The 17,217-nt window shown below is 42.1% G+C and carries 14 protein-coding genes; 6 read left to right on the plus strand and 8 right to left on the minus strand.

What is annotated here, in order from left to right:
- Window positions 1-184 precede the first annotated feature (184 nt).
- The 4 genes from GVN16_RS10655 to GVN16_RS10670 form a co-directional block, all read right to left on the minus strand.
- Entirely contained in the window at window positions 185-1,267 is a 1,083-nt protein-coding gene (locus GVN16_RS10655; protein ID WP_166563866.1) for a hypothetical protein, read from the minus strand.
- Window positions 1,268-1,371: 104 nt separating this feature from the next.
- A complete protein-coding gene (locus GVN16_RS10660) occupies window positions 1,372-1,908 on the minus strand; it encodes a hypothetical protein (RefSeq protein WP_166563867.1) in 537 nt (178 codons plus the stop codon).
- A gap of 15 nt (window positions 1,909-1,923) precedes the next feature.
- Entirely contained in the window at window positions 1,924-2,484 is a 561-nt protein-coding gene (locus GVN16_RS10665; protein ID WP_166563868.1) for an RNA polymerase sigma factor, read from the minus strand.
- A gap of 257 nt (window positions 2,485-2,741) precedes the next feature.
- On the minus strand, window positions 2,742-5,102 hold the full coding sequence (locus tag GVN16_RS10670; protein ID WP_166563869.1) for a M1 family metallopeptidase: 2,361 nt from the start codon (window positions 5,100-5,102) through the stop codon (window positions 2,742-2,744).
- A gap of 398 nt (window positions 5,103-5,500) precedes the next feature.
- Between GVN16_RS10670 and gltX the strand changes: the two genes are divergently transcribed.
- The gene (gene gltX / locus GVN16_RS10675; RefSeq protein ID WP_205748832.1) at window positions 5,501-7,000 is read left to right on the plus strand and encodes a glutamate--tRNA ligase; all 1,500 of its coding nucleotides are present in this window, start codon (window positions 5,501-5,503) and stop codon (window positions 6,998-7,000) included.
- A gap of 15 nt (window positions 7,001-7,015) precedes the next feature.
- Here the strand turns inward: gltX and GVN16_RS10680 are convergent, their stop codons facing one another.
- The 4 genes from GVN16_RS10680 to GVN16_RS10695 form a co-directional block, all read right to left on the minus strand.
- Window positions 7,016-7,774, minus strand: a complete 759-nt coding sequence (locus tag GVN16_RS10680) for a hypothetical protein (protein WP_166563870.1) — start codon at window positions 7,772-7,774, stop codon at window positions 7,016-7,018.
- Between the two features lie 495 nt (window positions 7,775-8,269).
- Entirely contained in the window at window positions 8,270-9,052 is a 783-nt protein-coding gene (locus tag GVN16_RS10685) for a hypothetical protein (protein WP_166563871.1), read from the minus strand.
- Window positions 9,053-9,055: 3 nt separating this feature from the next.
- A complete protein-coding gene (locus GVN16_RS10690; RefSeq protein ID WP_166563872.1) occupies window positions 9,056-9,826 on the minus strand; it encodes a hypothetical protein in 771 nt (256 codons plus the stop codon).
- A 415-nt stretch (window positions 9,827-10,241) separates the two neighbouring features.
- Window positions 10,242-11,006 carry a hypothetical protein gene (locus GVN16_RS10695; protein WP_166563873.1) on the minus strand — a complete coding sequence of 255 codons (765 nt, stop codon included), beginning with the start codon at window positions 11,004-11,006 and terminating at the stop codon, window positions 10,242-10,244.
- A 196-nt stretch (window positions 11,007-11,202) separates the two neighbouring features.
- Here GVN16_RS10695 and GVN16_RS10700 point away from each other — a divergent pair, with 196 nt between their 5' ends.
- From GVN16_RS10700 to GVN16_RS10720, 5 genes are all read left to right on the plus strand, one after another.
- Window positions 11,203-11,391, plus strand: coding sequence for a hypothetical protein (locus GVN16_RS10700; protein WP_166563874.1), 189 nt, complete (start codon window positions 11,203-11,205; stop codon window positions 11,389-11,391).
- Complete coding sequence (locus tag GVN16_RS10705; protein WP_166563875.1) at window positions 11,378-12,157, plus strand: TIGR00266 family protein; 780 nt, start codon at window positions 11,378-11,380, stop codon at window positions 12,155-12,157. The genes GVN16_RS10700 and GVN16_RS10705 overlap by 14 nt, the downstream gene beginning before the upstream one ends.
- A 144-nt stretch (window positions 12,158-12,301) precedes the next feature.
- Entirely contained in the window at window positions 12,302-13,132 is an 831-nt protein-coding gene (locus tag GVN16_RS10710; RefSeq protein WP_166563876.1) for a sugar phosphate isomerase/epimerase, read from the plus strand.
- Between the two features lie 182 nt (window positions 13,133-13,314).
- Window positions 13,315-15,297: a DUF3857 domain-containing protein gene (locus tag GVN16_RS10715; RefSeq protein WP_166563877.1), complete on the plus strand. Its 1,983-nt coding sequence runs from the start codon at window positions 13,315-13,317 to the stop codon at window positions 15,295-15,297.
- The gene (locus tag GVN16_RS10720) at window positions 15,297-17,216 is read left to right on the plus strand and encodes a DUF3857 domain-containing protein (RefSeq protein ID WP_166563878.1); all 1,920 of its coding nucleotides are present in this window, start codon (window positions 15,297-15,299) and stop codon (window positions 17,214-17,216) included. Before GVN16_RS10715 ends, GVN16_RS10720 begins: the two co-directional genes overlap by 1 nt.
- Window position 17,217: the final 1 nt, after the last annotated feature.

Genomic DNA, 17,217 nt, shown 5'->3' on the forward strand with positions numbered 1-17,217 from the left:
GTTTAGAATTATAATGATGAATGTACAAAATTTTCAGAAGACACAAACAACCGGGCCTTGTTTTGTCGAAAAAGTAAAGGTAAATATTAGAATAATTTAAAAACAGGAAAATGTCGGATTTTGATAAAAGCAAAAAAGCCCGGCTGGAGTTTTCCAGGCCGGACTTTCAGCGTATCTGTAACTTTTACTTTATTTTGACATCCCCGTAGTTCGAAACGATGGTGATCCTGGCGTCTGATGTTTTGGTGCCGATTTTGCCCACATAGTTGTTAGACATGCGTTGCACTACTTTTCCGGCTTTTTTAGCGTCCTGTTCAGTATTTTTTACAAATCTCACGGTTCTTTCATTGTTGATCTTCAAATCTGAATTTGTCATTTTGATGTCAAAGTCAGCATTGAAGTTCTCGCCGAAAGGCAGATCAATGGTCGTATAATTACATTTTATTTCAACATCCTTAACCTTGTCGTCAATTTTAGTGATCTTCAGGTCATCGGAATAATTCAATTTAAGTTTTACCGCTTCCTTGATCGTGCCGATGATGCCTTCGGAATAGTTGAGGATGCCCTGAATGTCGGTGATCTGCCTGATGTTCAGATTTCCGTGGTTATTATTCAGGATCAGGTTGCTGGCGTTATCAATGTTCAGAGAGGCGTAATTGGAGCGGAGGTCTCCGCCGTTCATAGAGTGAATATTGGCCTTACCGAAATTCACGCTCACTTTTGACAGCCCGTTGCTGATATTGTCGGCGTAAAGGACGCCGTAGCTTTGATTCAGATTAAGAACCGAGCTGAATTCCGGCAGGTAAACATCACCAAATGAGTTGTTCAGGTTCAGCTCGTTTTCCTGGGGCATATACACCACATAGTCAATCCTGAGGTTTGTTTCTTTGCTTTTATCTTTCGACAGAGCGTTTGACAATTTGAATTTTGAGTAAGACGGATTGATGTTCGTCTTGAAAATCACATTGCCGGCTTCCTTATTGTTACTTACCGACACAAGGTTCAGAAAAGAGCTCGCTTTTTCTTCACTGGGCGAATTCGCGATGATGGTGATGTCTACTTTTACGACATTCTTGTTCCAGAATTTAACCCTGACATCTCCAAACTGGTTGTCAATATTGATCCTGTCTCTTGAAGTGATGGTGTAGGAATAAGAAAGTTGTTTTCTTTTTTCCAGCATGGTTATCTCGGCCCGCTCGCTGGCCAGAAGCGGAGTCATACTGCCGCTTGCAGAGAATAACAACACCCATATGATTATTTTTTTCATCTTTGGTATTTTTAAAATTTGATATCTGGTGATCTTCTTCGTTCCTGCCTGCACATGTCCGGACCACCGTGAAATATGATCATTGATTATAACTGACGTTGCGTTTAAATCAGTCCCGGTTTTTCTTTTTCTTTAAATTTCTCACCTATCTGGTTTTGCTTGTTTAAAAGCTCAATCTGCCATTGAAGGTTTTGTATCATGGCCTTGATCAGCTCTTCCTGGTTCGGATTGTTCGGAAGCTCGGCTTTCAAAGTCTTATAGTTTTCTTCCAGCACTATCAGGTCTCCTAAAAACTCATTATAAAGCTCCGGAGCGGCGGTTTTGATAAATTTCAACTCATCTCTTTTCTTTTCGATCATCGAGGTATAAGAGATCAGTGTGTTGGCCGAATTCGGGTCCATGAGGGTATATTCGGGATTCTGAGAGGCCGGTTTTGCATATCTTCCCAACAGATAACCAATAGACAGCACAATAAGAATGCCCGCTGCCATACTGAAGTTAAACTGCATTTTTCTGAAGATTTTGAATTTGCCGGATTCTTTGGTTTTCATCTTCTTCTCCATCCTCGCCCACAGTTCTGCCGGAACTTCACGATCATCAAACGCACTTCTGTTTTCTTTTACGAAATCTTCTATTCTCATAATACTTACGGTTTATCAACCCATTGTTGACATAATGGACAATAATTTTTGTTTTGCTCTCAGGTACTGGCTTCTTGATGTACTTTCATTGATAGACAGTATCTGACTGATTTCATCGTGGTCATATCCTTCAAAAAGATAAAGTGACAGCACCACCCTGAAACCCTGGGGAAGCTGCTCCATTCCCCTTTTGATTTTTTGAATCGTTTCCTGCTTTTCTTCAAAAATGAACTCGTCATTTACTTCATCAGGCCTGCTCTCGATGATCTTGTCGTCTATTTCTGTCAGGCTGAGTTTCTGGCTCCTGAGCTGGTTGATGGCTTTGTTGATGACGATGGTCTTAAGCCACGCCCCGAACGCCGATTCAGCCCTGAACGAGTTGATCTTGGTGAAAGCATCCAGGAAAGCTTCCTGCAGCACATCTTCCGCTTCAGTTTCATTGTTTAATATCCTGATACATACATTATACATAGCCTTCGAGTAAAGCCTGTAGATTTCATACTGGGCTTTTCTGTCGCCTTGCTTGCACAATTCAATAAGCTCTGAATTTTTTTCTATGTATTCAGCTATTTTCAATTAATTGATAGTTTTAGGAACAATGCTGCTTAAAAATCTTATCGATAAGCGATTCAAAAAATCTGGTTTAACTTAAATTACAACTCAATGACAACATGCTCACCAAGATGTTGCATATTTCTTTTAAAATTTCTTAATTAAAGTGAAATTTATCACTATTTACTGCGTTGCCGTCTTTCAGGGCCGGTTCTATGCAAAAAAGAAGCCCTCTTTCCGGTTTAGAAAGAAGGCTTCTTTTTATATTCATCTGAAACAGCTTAGTTATTTCCACTGCTTTGGGTAGAGGCCGGCTGGTTCTTTCTGGCTTCCTGCATAGGGTTGGCCGGAGCGGTAAACGGTCTCTGCTTGAACAACTGGAATTTGGTCGGTTGTTCAGGCTCACGCGGGAACACGTTATTGGCTGTGTCAATATCTGCGATTTCATAGAAAGGATCCAGTTTGAATTTCTTCACTTTCTGTTTGGTAGAAATCGTTTTAGAAATTTCACCGTCGTTCATTCTCCAGATTTCTGCAGGGTATCTCAATACCTCTGAAGTACCATCTTCATATTCCAGCTGAATGATCACCGGCATCACCAGACCACCTTTGTTTTTAAGTTTGATGCTGTAGAAGTTCATACCTGAGCTCAGCAGTTTCTGGTCTTCTTCTGAAAGCGAGGCTTTGTATGCATCGAATTTCTTTTTATCGGCATCCGTTACTTCAAAAGGATCATAAGAGTTGTAGAAATCCTTCATGGTCGGATCAGCTTCCACTACCGACTGCGGAATATCCTTTTCGTTGCGGATATTGCTCATGGTTTTCTTTTTGGCTTCTGCTTCTTTCCTGGCTTCAGCTTTGGTGATTTCCGGATTCTGGGTGTCCAGGGCATACCATTGGATTTCGGCGATGTCCTGATCTACCGCGTCAACGGTATGGAACCAGCCTTTCCAGAACCAGTCAAGGTCAACGCCCGAGGCGTCTTCCATTGTTCTGAAGAAATCAGCAGGCATAGGGCCTTTGAATGCCCATCTCCTGGCATATTCTTTAAACGCCGCGTCAAACAGTTCGCGTCCCATGACGGTTTCACGAAGGATGTTCAAGGCCGTAGCCGGTTTGGCATAGGCATTGTTACCCAGCCCGATCACGTTATCAGAAGAGGACATGATAGGCACCTGCTGGCTTGGGTCTGTTTTCATATAAGCGACAATGTTCTGAGGCTCGCCGCGTCTTGAAGGATAATCTTTGTCCCACTCTTTTTCTGCCAGGTACTGACAGAAGGTGTTCAGGCCTTCGTCCATCCAGGTCCATTGTCTTTCATCAGAATTGACGATCATCGGGAAGAAATTATGGCCTACTTCGTGGATAATTACCCCGATCATGCCGTATTTTACCTGCTCAGAGTAGGTTCCGTCAGGTTGCGGACGGCCACCGTTAAAGCTGATCATCGGATATTCCATTCCGCCGCCCGCAGTGGCGTGGCACGAGATGGCTACAGGATAAGGGTACTCGATCGTACGTTTTCCATAAGATAATAAAGTATGCTCCACCACGCGGGTTGAGTATTTTTCCCAAAGCGGGTTGCCTTCTTTAGAGTAGAAAGACATGCTCCAGATTTTTCTGCCGTTGTTGTACACATCGGTTTGCATGGCGTCCCAGACAAACCTCCTGGAAGAAGCAAAGGCAAAATCCCTTACGTTTTTGGCGGTATAAATCCAGGTCTGCTTTTTAGTTGATTTGTTTTTCAGTTTTTCTTCAGCTTCTGCCTGGGTAGCAATGATGACCGGTGTTTTTGAAGTAGAAGCCTCCTTCATTCTCGCCTGCTGGGTTTTGGTCAGTACCTTGGCGTAGTTCTGACATTCGCCGGTAGCACCCACCAGGTGGTCATCAGGTACAGTAATTTCTACTTTATAATCTCCGAAAGGCAGGGTAAACTCTCCCTGACCCAGGAATTGTTTGTTTTGCCATCCGCTTACATCATCGTAAACGCACATTCTCGGAAACCAGTGGGCGATGAAATAGTTGTAGTTGCCGTCAGCAGCAAAAAACTCATACCCCGAGCGGCCGTAATAGGCGGTGATGAAATATTCCCAGTCAATTTTGAAAGAGAAAGCCTGGCCTGTTTTCAGAGCCACAGGAATGTCAACCCTCATCATGGTTCCGTTGATCGTAAAAGGAATATTAGCTCCTTTGAGGTCTTTGACCAGTTTGATGTTGTATCCGAATTCTTTTTCAGCCTGTCCCGTAATGGCTTTGATCTGCGTACCACTCATCTGGGTACTGATGTCTCCGGTTTTGGTCAGGTTACTGGTCGAATTGCCCTTAAAAAGGTTCTGGTCCAGCTGCAGCCACAGGTATTTAAGTTCATCCGGCGACTGGTTGGTATAGGTAACCACTTCAGACCCGATGATTCTCTGGTTGGCGTCATCCAGCTCAACTTTGATGTCATAGTCGGCTTTGTTCTGGAAGTAATCTCTGCCGGGAGCCCCTGAGGCCGTTCTGAAAGTGTTTGGGGTCGGTAATTCGGTCCCCATCTGTTCGAATTTGGTATTGGCATTGAAAGAGCCTCCTGCGGGCCTTTGAGCAAATGCTCCTGTAAAAATACCAAAAGCCAGGGCAATGGTGGTAAGCTTTTTAAACATTGTTGATCCTTTAAATGAAGTTTAGTTCAGGTAAAACCATAGGAGATAGGGATGTTTCAGACATCAGTTTCTCTGCGTTGCGAATTTAAATGAAATAGAGCAATTGACACTCATATTATAGACTATTTTGTTTATTCAGGCGATCAATATCCCGGACAAATCGCCGGCCGGCTTTTTTTGACATCAATTTCAGGTTTCCTGTATGCCTTTGCGAAAGAATTTCGCCGGTTTAAAGGCAAAAGCCCTTTTCCTTTCATCTGTTCTCCATTTTCCTTCGCAGCGAATATTTATAAGGGAAATACTGTCCTGACGCCCAAAATATTTGTAATTTTGCAGCCTCATTTTTAAAATTAACCATTGTTGCAACGTGAAATCCGCTGCGACAAACCATCAGCATCATGAGCGTAAGAGTACGATTTGCCCCAAGCCCTACAGGGCCGTTACACATCGGGGGAGTAAGAACAGCCTTATATAATTATCTTTTTGCCCGTAAGATGGGCGGGAAAATGCTTCTCAGAATCGAAGATACAGACCAGACCAGGTTTGTGGAGGGAGCGGAAAAATATATTCAGGAAGCCCTTGAATGGATCGGAATTAAAATAGATGAGGGTGTGACAGAAGGCGGGCCTCATGCTCCGTATAAACAATCCCAGAGGAAGGATATTTACAAACAATATGCACAGCAATTGCTTGACGAAGGCAAGGCGTATTATGCCTTTGATACGGCAGAAGAGCTGGACGCCATGAGAAAAAGCCTGGAGGAAGCCAAAGTAGACAACCTGTCTTATAATGCCGTGACCCGTATGCAGATGAAAAACTCCATCACACTCTCAAAAGATGAGGTGGCGGAGAGGATCGGATCCGGCGAACCTTATGTGATCAGGTTGAAGGTGCCTCTTAAAGAAGAGATCAGGTTCAAAGACATCATCCGCGAATGGGTGGTGGTGCATTCTTCTACCATAGATGATAAAGTTTTGATGAAGTCAGACGGAATGCCGACTTATCACCTGGCCAATATTGTGGATGACCACCTGATGGGCATTACGCATGTGATCAGGGGAGAAGAATGGCTGCCGTCTGCTCCGTTGCATATATTGTTATACAGGGCTTTCGGCTGGGAAGCTCCCCAGTTTGCCCATTTGCCACTTCTGCTTAAGCCAGAGGGCAACGGAAAGCTGAGCAAAAGAGATGGCTTACTGGGAGATTTTCCGGTGTTTCCGCTCGAGTGGAAAGACCCTCAGAGTGGCGAAACTTCAAGAGGTTTCAGAGAAGACGGCTATTTGCCGGAGGCTTTGCTTAACTTCCTGGCCTTTCTGGGCTGGAATCCGGGTACAGACCAGGAGTTTTTTGGTCTGGATGAAATGGTCGAGGCCTTTTCACTGGAAAAAATACATAAAGCAGGAGCCAGGTTTGATGTCAATAAAGCCAAATGGTTTAATCAGCATTATTTAAGACAGATGTCTGATGAAGAGCTGGCTGAACAGGTTTCGATGAAACTGGAAAATAAGGCCCTGGCACCAAAGCTGGTCAAACTGATGAAAGACCGCGTAACTTTCACGAAAGAAATCATCACGGAAGTTCCTTATCTGTTCAATCCTCCAATGGAGTATGACCAGGAAGTGGCTCAGAAAAAATGGGATGACCTGGCTAAAAAAGCCATCCCGGTTATCGCCGATATCCTGGGTAATATTCCTGATGCCGATTTTGAAGCACAGAAAATCCATGATACCTTGTTTGAAAAACTGGAAGCAGAAGGTATTAAACCCGGCAAAGTCATGCAGGCCTTCAGGCTGGCGGTCACAGGCGAAGGAAAAGGCCCGGACCTGATGCTGATCCTGGAAATTCTTGGAAAACAGACGGTGCTCGAAAGGATCGCCAAAGCACTCGCTACCTTATAATATTTTTAAAGCCGGTTAGTCAGACTCTCCGGCTTTATTTCTTACAATATCTTCGTTGGCAAAGCCCCACAGGAAAAACAGCGGGCTGAACATATTCAGAAAACAAATCAACGGGTAAGAGTACGGGATCTTCTCAATGAAGATGTTGTACGTATTGACCGCCGTCGTAAAAGACACCAGGGCCAGGGCCATCAGGATGATGGATTGACTTCGTTTGGTGAAATTCAGATTACTCCCCGTCAGCATCATCGCAATAAAAAATACGGTATAGGCGATCGTCAGGATAAAATAAGACCTGTTTAAAAGGGTCTGATAAACCACAAAGTAGTAATAGGCCAAGGGAATGCCGATATAAAGGAAGTAGCGGTTGAACAGTTCTCCGGGGCTTTTTTTTATGGTTGATATTTTCCGCTCCCTCAGAAAAACAATGATCAGTAAAATATTGGTAATAAAGGGCAGGATGATTTCAAGGTAAGTTTCCGTTTCCGGATCACCGAAAAACCGGGATTGGAAAGGGTAGGCGATCAGGACAAAAACCGAAATTAACATCAGGATGTTCCTGGTTGCAAAGGGGGCGGGTGACGCCCTGACAAACCACGCCAGGAGGATTAAAGTATGAACGGGCCTGAATATGAACTCCATCAGGGGAGTGGTGTAGTAATGAAAGAAAAGGTCGAGGACATAAAGCGGGATACTGAGGATAAAAATGGTGCTGAGGTCTTTAATTTTCACTCCGGGGACGCTGTCTGTTCTTTTTTTGAAAAAGGAATTCATTGTATGTCGTTTTAATAGGGTGGCTGATGGGTGCTGACAGGCATCAGCTCGAAATAAAGGCTATTTTTGGATGGACCGGAAGGTTTTTAATGACAAAATCACTCAGAATTAAAGACCGGTAAAAATAATGGAGACAGATCCGGAACGGCCGGATTTGTATTTTGAGGCCTTTTTGTAAGGCAAATATGCAATGGTAAAGAAAACAGAACGGAAAGGTCCGGTTCACTGATTTTTAACAGGGCAGCTGATTTTCTGTCAAGAGTTGATTCCATCCGACGAATAAATCTGAGTTATAAAGTTGTTGCGATTTTAATATTACACAACGGGTTGAAAAAGATAGTTTCTTGCTGGAAACAAAGGCAAAATGGGTGTTAACAGGGCATTAAGTGACTCACAATGAAATTGTTTACGTCACAAAGTTAATTAAGATTTGCTTTAAAAAAAATATAATGCAGATAGAAATGCTTTTGGACTTTAAGGGGAAGTTTGTTTTTTTCAGTGCAGAAACTCACGCGATTTCCTGTACTGGTCTTCTATCGCAAGACCATAGAAAAGAAGTACCCGTGAAAGCAGGGCCAGCAGGATGGTGAGCTCAACCCACCAGTCGGGGTGCTCAACAAAACTGTAGTAAGAAATGGCAATATTGGTGATGGCCATCACTGCCATACTGGCAAAGACCAGACTTTTGGATTCCCGGCAGAAATTGACCTCCATGCCATAGTAAAATACACCTACAAGTGAACAAAAGTAGGCCACATGCAGGGGAAGATAGGGGCTTTCAATGATGTAGGGATACAATACAAAGTAGGAGAAGAGTACAGGCAGGAAAATAAATATGAACAGGAACCTGAAAAAGTGAAAGAAACCTTTGTCTTTGATCTTCAGGTTTTCAAGCCTGAATGCAGTCAGCAGAAACAAAAAGCCGACGTTAGGCAAAATCATCATCAGGTAATATTCGAGTATCTGGTGTTGAAAAATATTGGACCAGGCAGGATAAATATGTGTAAAACTTATAGAAATCATGATCATGATGTTTCTTTGAGAAAACGCGTAGGGTGAGTTTCTGATAAGCCACCCGATTAAGAACAGGAAGATGATGAGCCTGATAATGAGCCTGCTCCACGGCCATTCATAACGGAAACACAGAGCATCGGCACACCCCATCAAAAGGCAGAACAGGCAATAGTAAAGAAAGCGGAGATCGTTTATCTTAAGTGGTCTTTTAGAATAGATATGTGATGCTTTTGGTTTTGACATCATCGCTTTGTTGGTAGTCATAGCTTAATGATAGTAGTTTGTAGCTTCCTTTTGTCTGAATATATCCTCACTGGCAAAGCCACAAAAAAGCAATACTCTTGAAAAAATAGATAAAAAGCAGACGATTTCGAACATCCAGTCGAAGTGCTCAACAAAAAAGTTATAGGCATTCAGCTCGTTTGTGAGGGTGATCAGGGCCAGGCTGTAGAACACCAGTTTTTTGCTGTTTCTTGAGAAATTAATGTTGATCCCGTAATAAATCATCACCAGCAAAACCATCAGGTAAACGATCACCATCAGCAGGTAATCATTTTTTTGCTGCAGGGCCTGGTAAAGCACAAAATAGAAAAACAACACCGGTACGAGGATGAAAGGAAACAGGAATTTAAAAAAGAAAGTGATCCTGCCCTCTTTTCTTTTGATCTCCCTGTTGATTCTGAAGGCTAGAATCAGGAGAAAATAAGAAAGCATGGGCAAAAGCATCGAAATTTTTACTTCCAGGTCGCGGTTGTTAAGGAAGCCGGAATCATAAGGATAAGTATTGGAAACCAGCAGGGAAAATATCAGGATGTAATTTTTGAGGTTGCCCGGGGTAGGAGAGACCCTGATAAACCAGAATATCATGACGAGCACATTGAGGGTCTTAAAAAGAAACTCATGAAGGATATTGTCGCCCTGATGGAGGCGGATTTCAACAAAATAAGAAACAAGATTAATCGAAAAAAGAAACACAATATCCTGAACTCTCAGGTTTAGAAATGTTTTCGACTTCTCAAAAATTGAAAAGGCTCTCATTATGGTTTTGTTGTAGGTTCTTTTTAGATATGGGTCAAATTTCTCTGTTGCCGGACAACGCTCCATTCAAGCAAGTGCTCCATTCAGAATACATACAATAAATGTACCTACATATTTAATGAGGGGAAAGAATCCTTTTCATTTAAAAATGCAGTGGTATTCTAAAATTTATGCTGGAATTTGCAGGATCGGTTAAAGTTATTTTCTTACAACCTTTTTTGTGAAGGTAGTTTACAGGCAATCAGATTTCATGACAAATGTATATTTTTTTTAGAAAAAATAAAAGAAGAGGGGCTTTTTATATCCTTTTTTGATATTTAATGTATATTTATTTGCAGTTTCTGGCTATTCAGAAGGGCATCAGGTACTTAATGATGTGTTAATTTTTTGATGACACTGCCTCAGCAATGAGAGGTTAATAGGAGTAAGGAGGGGTTAAGGTGTCTCTTCTCCGGTAAAGTTCCTCATTAACAAAACCGCCGGTAATCAGAATCCTGGATAAATGAGAAAGCAAACGGCTTACCGGGAAAACCCATGGTATGTGCTCTACCAGCAGATCATAGGTGTTGATTTCATTGGCAACGGTAATCATGACGAGACCCAGGGTGACAAGTAACCTGCTGTACCTGCTGAAGCGGAGGTGTGTTCCGTAAAAAAGCATAACCACTATGACAATCATATAGAAGGTCATGAGGTTAAAATAAGGAGAATGAAAAATTCCCTGAAAAACGATAAAATAGAAGAACAGGGAGGGTACAATGATAAAAATGATCACATTTAATACATAGTCCTGTCTTTTAAGGAGTTTTATATTTGACTTTTCATGCATAAAAACATAGGTCATCAGGATATAAGAGGCAGACAGCAGCAGCACAGGCACAATGATGCCTTCCGAATCTTTCATGTCGGTAGGATAATACGGAACGACATTGGCCAGTACAACAGAAATACCAAGCAGGCAGTTTTTAAGGCTTTTGGGCCGGGGTGACATCTTGATGAGCCACAGAAAGACCAGTAATGAATGCAGAATACGGACCAGAAAGCTGCTGAAGTATTCCCTGGAATAATAAAGGGTGATTTCGAAAACATAGAAGGAAAGGCAAACGGCCAGAAGAGTCAGGAGGTCAGTGTAGTGAATCAATAAATAGGTTTTTGACCTTTTATCTAAAAATGAGTCCATTTAGTTTAAAATGTTAAAGTTATTAGGTTATTTTGTTTAATGTTGTGGCCTTTTCAGGGTAAAGTAAAGGCCATTTATTTTCGTGAAGATTCCGATTTCATGGACAGGGTTAAAAGATTTTGAAAAAGTTTTTGAATTAATCCGAAGATTACTAAATATTTACCGGTTTTTCGAATATTTGAAAAAATAAATAAAGATGTCAAAGAAAAAAGTAGTTGAAAAAGATCTGCCTAAAGTGCATAAAGACCTCGAAGGTTTTGATATTAAAATCAATTCATTCGGTGAAATACAAATGTCCTATGACATTGAAAATATCAATACATTTTTAAACAAGAAAGTAGAAGACAAAAAACTAAAACACCTGAAAGACGATGAGAAGTCATGAAATTGATTACAAAATTATAGGAGAAGACATCCAGATTGTTGAAATAGAACTGGATCCTAATGAAACCGTTGTGGCAGAAGCCGGATCCATGCTTTTTATGGAGGACGGCATCATGTTTGAAACCAAAATGGGCGACGGTTCACAACCGGAGCAGGGGTTTCTCGGCAAAATGTTTCAGGCCGGTTCCAGGATACTGATGGGAGAGTCGCTGTTCATGACCCACTTTACCAACAGGGGGCACGGTAAGAGGAAAGTGGCTTTTGCTGCTCCTTATCCGGGCACGATTAGGGCGGTTGACCTTGCCCAGATCAATCAGAACACCCTTATCGTTCAGAAAGACGCGTTTTTGTGTGCGGCTTTAGGCACCAGCATCGCTATTCATTTTAACAAAAAATTCGGGGCGGGACTTTTTGGAGGCGAAGGCTTTATTCTTCAGAGGGTCCAGGGCGACGGCATGGCTTTTATTCATTCGGGAGGCGTTGTGATTGAGCGTCAGCTGAATAATGAAACCCTCAGGATCGATACCGGTTGTGTTGTCGGATTCGAACCTCAGCTGAGTTTTGATATAGAAAGGGCCGGTAACCTCAAGTCCATGGTGTTCGGAGGGGAAGGTATGTTCCTGGCTACTTTGCGTGGTACAGGTAAAGTATGGATACAGTCGCTGCCGATTTCCAAACTGATCAGCAGGTTATCTGTGGGTGGTGGAAATGCAGGAAAAGAGTCCGGATCTGTTTTAGGCGGTCTTGGAGACCTTTTTGAAAGGTAGTTTGTCGATAGAATCGGCAATAATGTCCACGGATTGGCAGTTTTGACAGATTAACGCTGAAAAACATACTGGCATTTTCTAGCTTTACTGCCGTATTATTCAACCTCTCTTTATCTTTTTTTACAAGAAAATATAAGTATTTTAATGAACAGAAGAATTTTTTTGCAGCAATCGTCTTCTTTAGCCCTGATGGCATTGCTTTCTCAGGATTTATTGGCAAAGGGAACGCTTAAGAAGTTTGGTTGTCAGCTGTACAGTGTACGTGACCTTATGCCTAAAGACGCGAAAGGCACCATGGAAAAGCTGGCGAAAATGGGATACAAGCAATTTGAGTCCTATTCAAAAGATCCTTTCTGGGGAATGAGTGCTTCTGAAGCCAAATCATTCCTTAAATCTATCGGAGTGGATATGGTAAGCACCCACCTGGGCTTAGCCGATATCACAGACGAAATGGCTGCTAAAGCCGCAGAAGTTGGTTTGAAATACCTGATCTGCCCTGCCATCGGTGGTCAGCCTAATGCTGAAGCCTGGAAGAAAAAGGCTTCTGAGTTTAATGAAAAAGGAGAGATTTGTAAAAAACACGGATTGAAGTTCGGTTACCACAATCACTCTTATTCATTTGAAAATAAAAACGGTGTAATCGGTCAGGACATCCTTCTGGCTGAATCTGATCCGTCCCTTGTTATTTTTGAACTGGACATTTTCTGGATCGAAGCTTCAAAAAACAGCAGCATCGAACACCTGACCAAACACAAGGGAAGATACGAACTGTGTCACATCAAACAGATGATTGCCAATGATCCTAAGCCGAAGCAGGGTGATTTGTCATCAGGTCTTATTGATTATTCCAAAGTTTTGAGGGTTGCCAAAGACACCGGAATGAAGTATTTCTATGTAGAGCAGGAAGAGTATAAAATTGATTCACTGACGAGTATGAAAGTGGACGCTGATTATATGAAAGAGCTGAAGTTCTGACAGAATCATCCTGAAAATCAAGATATATAGAAAAAGCCGGAATCTTCCGGCTTTTTTTGTGTCCGGAATTTGGTTCGTTTATAGGTTATGATTATTATTGCGGGTCAATAGTTTGTTATAGCCCAAATTGTTAAATATTAACGGACATCCTGTCAGGGGGAGGTCATATAATCATGTCGTTTATGTCTAAATATCTGCTTGTTTTGCTTGCTCTTTTTTCATTGAATGTATCCGGTCAGCAATATCCCAATCCCAAATTCGGGGCGGTTACAAAAGAAGAATTATCACAAAAAACATTCCCGATTGACTCTGCTGCTGATGCGGTGGTATTGTATGAAAAAGGGACTGTCAATTTTTTCTACAAAGACAACAGTACCGGGTTCTATATTGAAACCGAAGTACATGTCAGGAAGAAAATCCTTAAATCATCTGCACTGAGTTTAGGCGTAGTGGTGATCCCTTATTACATGGGAAGCGTGGGTGCTGAAGAACAGATTGTTGATCTGAAAGCCAGTACGTATAATATTGAGAATGGTCAGATAGTCAAAAATGAAGTAGATTCAAAGTCAACTTTCACCGAGAAAATACAGGATAAGTACTATCAGAAAAAACTGACCTTCCCGAATGTGAAAGAGGGGAGTGTTATCGAGTATAAATATCTCATCAGGAGCCCGCTGGCCGTCAGGGATAAGCCCAAAACCTGGTATTTCCAGGGGAGTATTCCTACCTTGTGGAGTGAGCTCGTTATGACAATACCTTCACATTTTTATTACCAGATGATCGTTGGAGGCTATCTGCCGCTTTTTGTCAGTGAGCAGGAAAAAGTCAGTGTCGGCATGGGGCACAGTCAGCTGGATACCGACGGAGTTAAATACAGGGTGGTTATTAAGGATGCTCCGGCCTTTAAAAATGAGCCTTATATCACTACATCGGAAGACTATCTTTCGAAAGTGGACTTTGAACTTTCGCAGGTTTCGATTCCGGGGCAATCCGTCAAAAGCTATTCTGTGAGCTGGGAAGATTTAGATAAAACGCTGCTTGAATCAGATAACTGGGGAATGAGATTAAGAAGGTCGAATTACCTTAAGGAGGCCGTAGAACAGCTCAAAACCGTGCCTGATATGAATGAAAGACTGGCCAAAGCTCATTCGTTTATGACCGGCAGATTTAAATGGAACGGGAACACAGGTTTATGGCTCAGGGAGGACCTCAAAAAGGTATATGATAACAAGACAGGATCAGCCAGTGAGTTGAATATGTGTATGCTGACCTTATTGAGAGAACTCGATTTTAAAGCACACCCGGTGATTCTCAGTACGAGGGAAAACGGAAAAATCAACCCGGCTTTTCCTTTGATCGACAGGTTTGACTATACCATGGTGATGGTTGAACTGAATGATGAGAAAATATTCATTGATATTACAGACGAATTATTAAAACCCGGAAGCATCCCGGAGGATTGTCTGAATCATATTGCCAGGCTGGTTAAACCCGGGGGAGGGGAGATTATTGAAATTATTGATAAGGACAAATACAAAGAACTGGAGTCTTTTACCATCAGGATTGATGCTGAAAATAATAAGGTTTCAGGCAATTATTCCAATTTCGGATCCGGACATTATGCACGTGATCTGAGGGCTTCATATATGGCTGTGGGAGAAGAGAAATTCAAAAAGGAACTTTCTGAAAGTGCAAACAAGCGATTGACGGTTTCTAATATTGAGTTGGCTGATTTCAAAGATAAGTTTAAAAATACGACCATCAAGTTTGATTTTGAGGTAGACGAAGAACCTGTTAATCCTGATGTCTGGTACATCGATCCTATGTTTTTCGGAAAAATTGAGAAAAACCCTTTTCTGAAAAAAGAGCGGGAGTTTCCTGTCGATTTCGGCCATCTGACTGAGCAAACGGTTATGGGAACGTACGTCATCCCTGAGGGCTTTGTAGTAGATGAACTGCCTAAAAGCCTGGGTTTGTCATTACCTGACGGAGGCGGCAAATTTACCTACATCTGTTCGCAGGCCGATGGTAAAGTCCAGCTGGTAAGTAAGCTGATCATCTCGAAGGCCATGTTTTATGCTGAAAACTATCACGAGCTGAAAGATTTTTACCAGAGGATTGTTCAGAAGCACGCCGAGCAGATTATTCTAAAGAAGAAAATATAATGAAAAGAATTGTTGTGTTGGTCGCACTGCTTTTTTCGGGCATGTTGTCATTCGGACAATATAATTTCGCAGTTTCTGAAATTCCGGAAGGTTTGAAAACCGGTGCAGATGCTGTGACGAGGTTTGATGAGACAGAATTTATTATTGAAGATATAAAATCGTCCGTTACCAAAAAGCATTGGGCGGTGACTATTTTCAATGAAATGGGAGAGTCGCAGCACAGTGTTTTCAGGGCTTACTACGATAAGTTTTCACAGGTGCGGAAAATAGAAGGGACTATATATGATGCCGGGGGAAAGGTTTTGAAGAAACTGAAAAATTCAGATATCAGAGACATCGGAATTGGAAGTATAGGCGATGAGATAACAGATACGAGGGTTAAAATTGCTGAATTTGATAAAAAATACTATCCTTATCCATATACCGTAGAATTCAGTTTTGACGAGAAATCATCAAACATGATGTTTTTCCCTACCTGGATGCCTGCTTCAATGGAAAGGAATGCCATTCAGAAATCGTCATTTATGATTTCTGTTCCTGACGGTATAAAGGTTCATAAACTGTCTCAGAATATTCCTACCCCCTCAAAAGTAACCAGAAACGGAACCCGTACAGACGAGTCATGGGAAATAGCGGACTTCAGGACCGGTGATTTTGAAAGCTATTCGAAGAACTTAACTGTCCCGAAGGTTATTACGGCCCCGGTTGACTTTCAGATCAACGATTATGTAGGTAAAATAACCAGCTGGTCGGATATTTCCTCTTTTTACTACCAGCTCAATTCCGGGAGGGACAAGTTGCCGGAATCTTTAGTGTCTGAATTAAACAATATGCTTAAAGATGAGAAAAGCATTGAGGCCAGGGTAAGGAAAATCTACAGCTATGTTCAGGCCAGAAGCCGCTACCAGAGCATTCAGCTTGGTATCGGAGGATGGCAGACCATTCCGGCTTCTGTAGTGGCCACCAAAGGTTATGGCGACTGTAAGGCCCTGACAAATTTTACACTGGCCCTTCTGAAAACAGCAGGCATTGAGGCTTATGCCGCTTTGATTAAAGCAGGCGAAGACGCTGTCTGGGATAATCCTGAGATTCCGAGAATGAATTTTAACCATGTGATAGCCTGTGTGCCTGTGAAAAATGACACGATATGGCTGGAATGTACTTCGCAGGACAATTCCTTTGGTTATCAGGGCGATTTTACGGGCAACCGGATGGCTTTGCTGATTAAACCTGCAGGCGGAGGCCTGGTTAAAACAACAGCCTATGAACCGGAAGCTAATTTTCTTTACAGGACTGCGGAGGTAAGTGTCTCAGAAACCGGAAACGCGAGAATTAAAACGAACACCAGTTTCGGAGGGATTCAGCAGGACACCCGGGCGTATCTTTACAAATCTATGAATGTGGAGGAGCAGAAAGACTGGCTGATGAAAAGGATACATCTTCCTAATTTTAAAATACTTACGGTGGGTAGCTCTCTGGATAAAAAGAGAAATCCGGTGTTAAGCGAGACCCTTGATATCGAAGCTACTAATCTTTGTACTTTCAGTGGTAAAAGGATGTTTCTGAAGCTCAATCTTTTTGGAAATTTCATAGACCCAGACGGAGCAACCGGCGAGCGGAAAAGTGAACTTTACCTGAACCCGAACATGTATAATTTCCTGGATACAGACTCTCTGGTGTTTGAAATACCGGCCCATTTTGACCCTGAATTTTTACCTAAAGAGCTTAATCTTAAGTTTGCCTTTGGAGAGTACCAGACCAAAGTGGTGAAAGAAGGAACAAAGTTAGTCTACCTCAGAAGAGTAAAAGTCAAGGGAGGGACATATCCTAAGGAAACCTACAAAGACTGGGTCGCTTTCATCAAAAAGATCAATGCCAACGACAAACAAAAAATAGTTTTTGTGAACAAAAACGGCTGAT

The organism is Emticicia sp. CRIBPO, from assembly GCF_009905725.1.
Lineage (GTDB): Bacteria > Bacteroidota > Bacteroidia > Cytophagales > Spirosomataceae > Leadbetterella.

Bases quoted from the DNA above. Each gene is read 5' to 3' on its own strand.
- GVN16_RS10655 (WP_166563866.1), bottom strand. From the start codon at position 1,267: ATGAAAAAAATAATCATATGGGTGTTGTTATTCTCTGCAAGCGGCAGT.
- GVN16_RS10660 (WP_166563867.1), bottom strand. From the start codon at position 1,908: ATGAGAATAGAAGATTTCGTAAAAGAAAACAGAAGTGCGTTTGATGAT.
- GVN16_RS10670 (WP_166563869.1), bottom strand. From the start codon at position 5,102: ATGTTTAAAAAGCTTACCACCATTGCCCTGGCTTTTGGTATTTTTACA.
- gltX (WP_205748832.1), top strand. From the start codon at position 5,501: ATGAGCGTAAGAGTACGATTTGCCCCAAGCCCTACAGGGCCGTTACAC.
- GVN16_RS10680 (WP_166563870.1), bottom strand. From the start codon at position 7,774: ATGAATTCCTTTTTCAAAAAAAGAACAGACAGCGTCCCCGGAGTGAAA.
- GVN16_RS10685 (WP_166563871.1), bottom strand. From the start codon at position 9,052: ATGACTACCAACAAAGCGATGATGTCAAAACCAAAAGCATCACATATC.
- GVN16_RS10690 (WP_166563872.1), bottom strand. From the start codon at position 9,826: ATGAGAGCCTTTTCAATTTTTGAGAAGTCGAAAACATTTCTAAACCTG.
- GVN16_RS10695 (WP_166563873.1), bottom strand. From the start codon at position 11,006: ATGGACTCATTTTTAGATAAAAGGTCAAAAACCTATTTATTGATTCAC.
- GVN16_RS10700 (WP_166563874.1), top strand. From the start codon at position 11,203: ATGTCAAAGAAAAAAGTAGTTGAAAAAGATCTGCCTAAAGTGCATAAA.
- GVN16_RS10705 (WP_166563875.1), top strand. From the start codon at position 11,378: ATGAGAAGTCATGAAATTGATTACAAAATTATAGGAGAAGACATCCAG.
- GVN16_RS10710 (WP_166563876.1), top strand. From the start codon at position 12,302: ATGAACAGAAGAATTTTTTTGCAGCAATCGTCTTCTTTAGCCCTGATG.
- GVN16_RS10715 (WP_166563877.1), top strand. From the start codon at position 13,315: ATGTCTAAATATCTGCTTGTTTTGCTTGCTCTTTTTTCATTGAATGTA.
- GVN16_RS10720 (WP_166563878.1), top strand. From the start codon at position 15,297: ATGAAAAGAATTGTTGTGTTGGTCGCACTGCTTTTTTCGGGCATGTTG.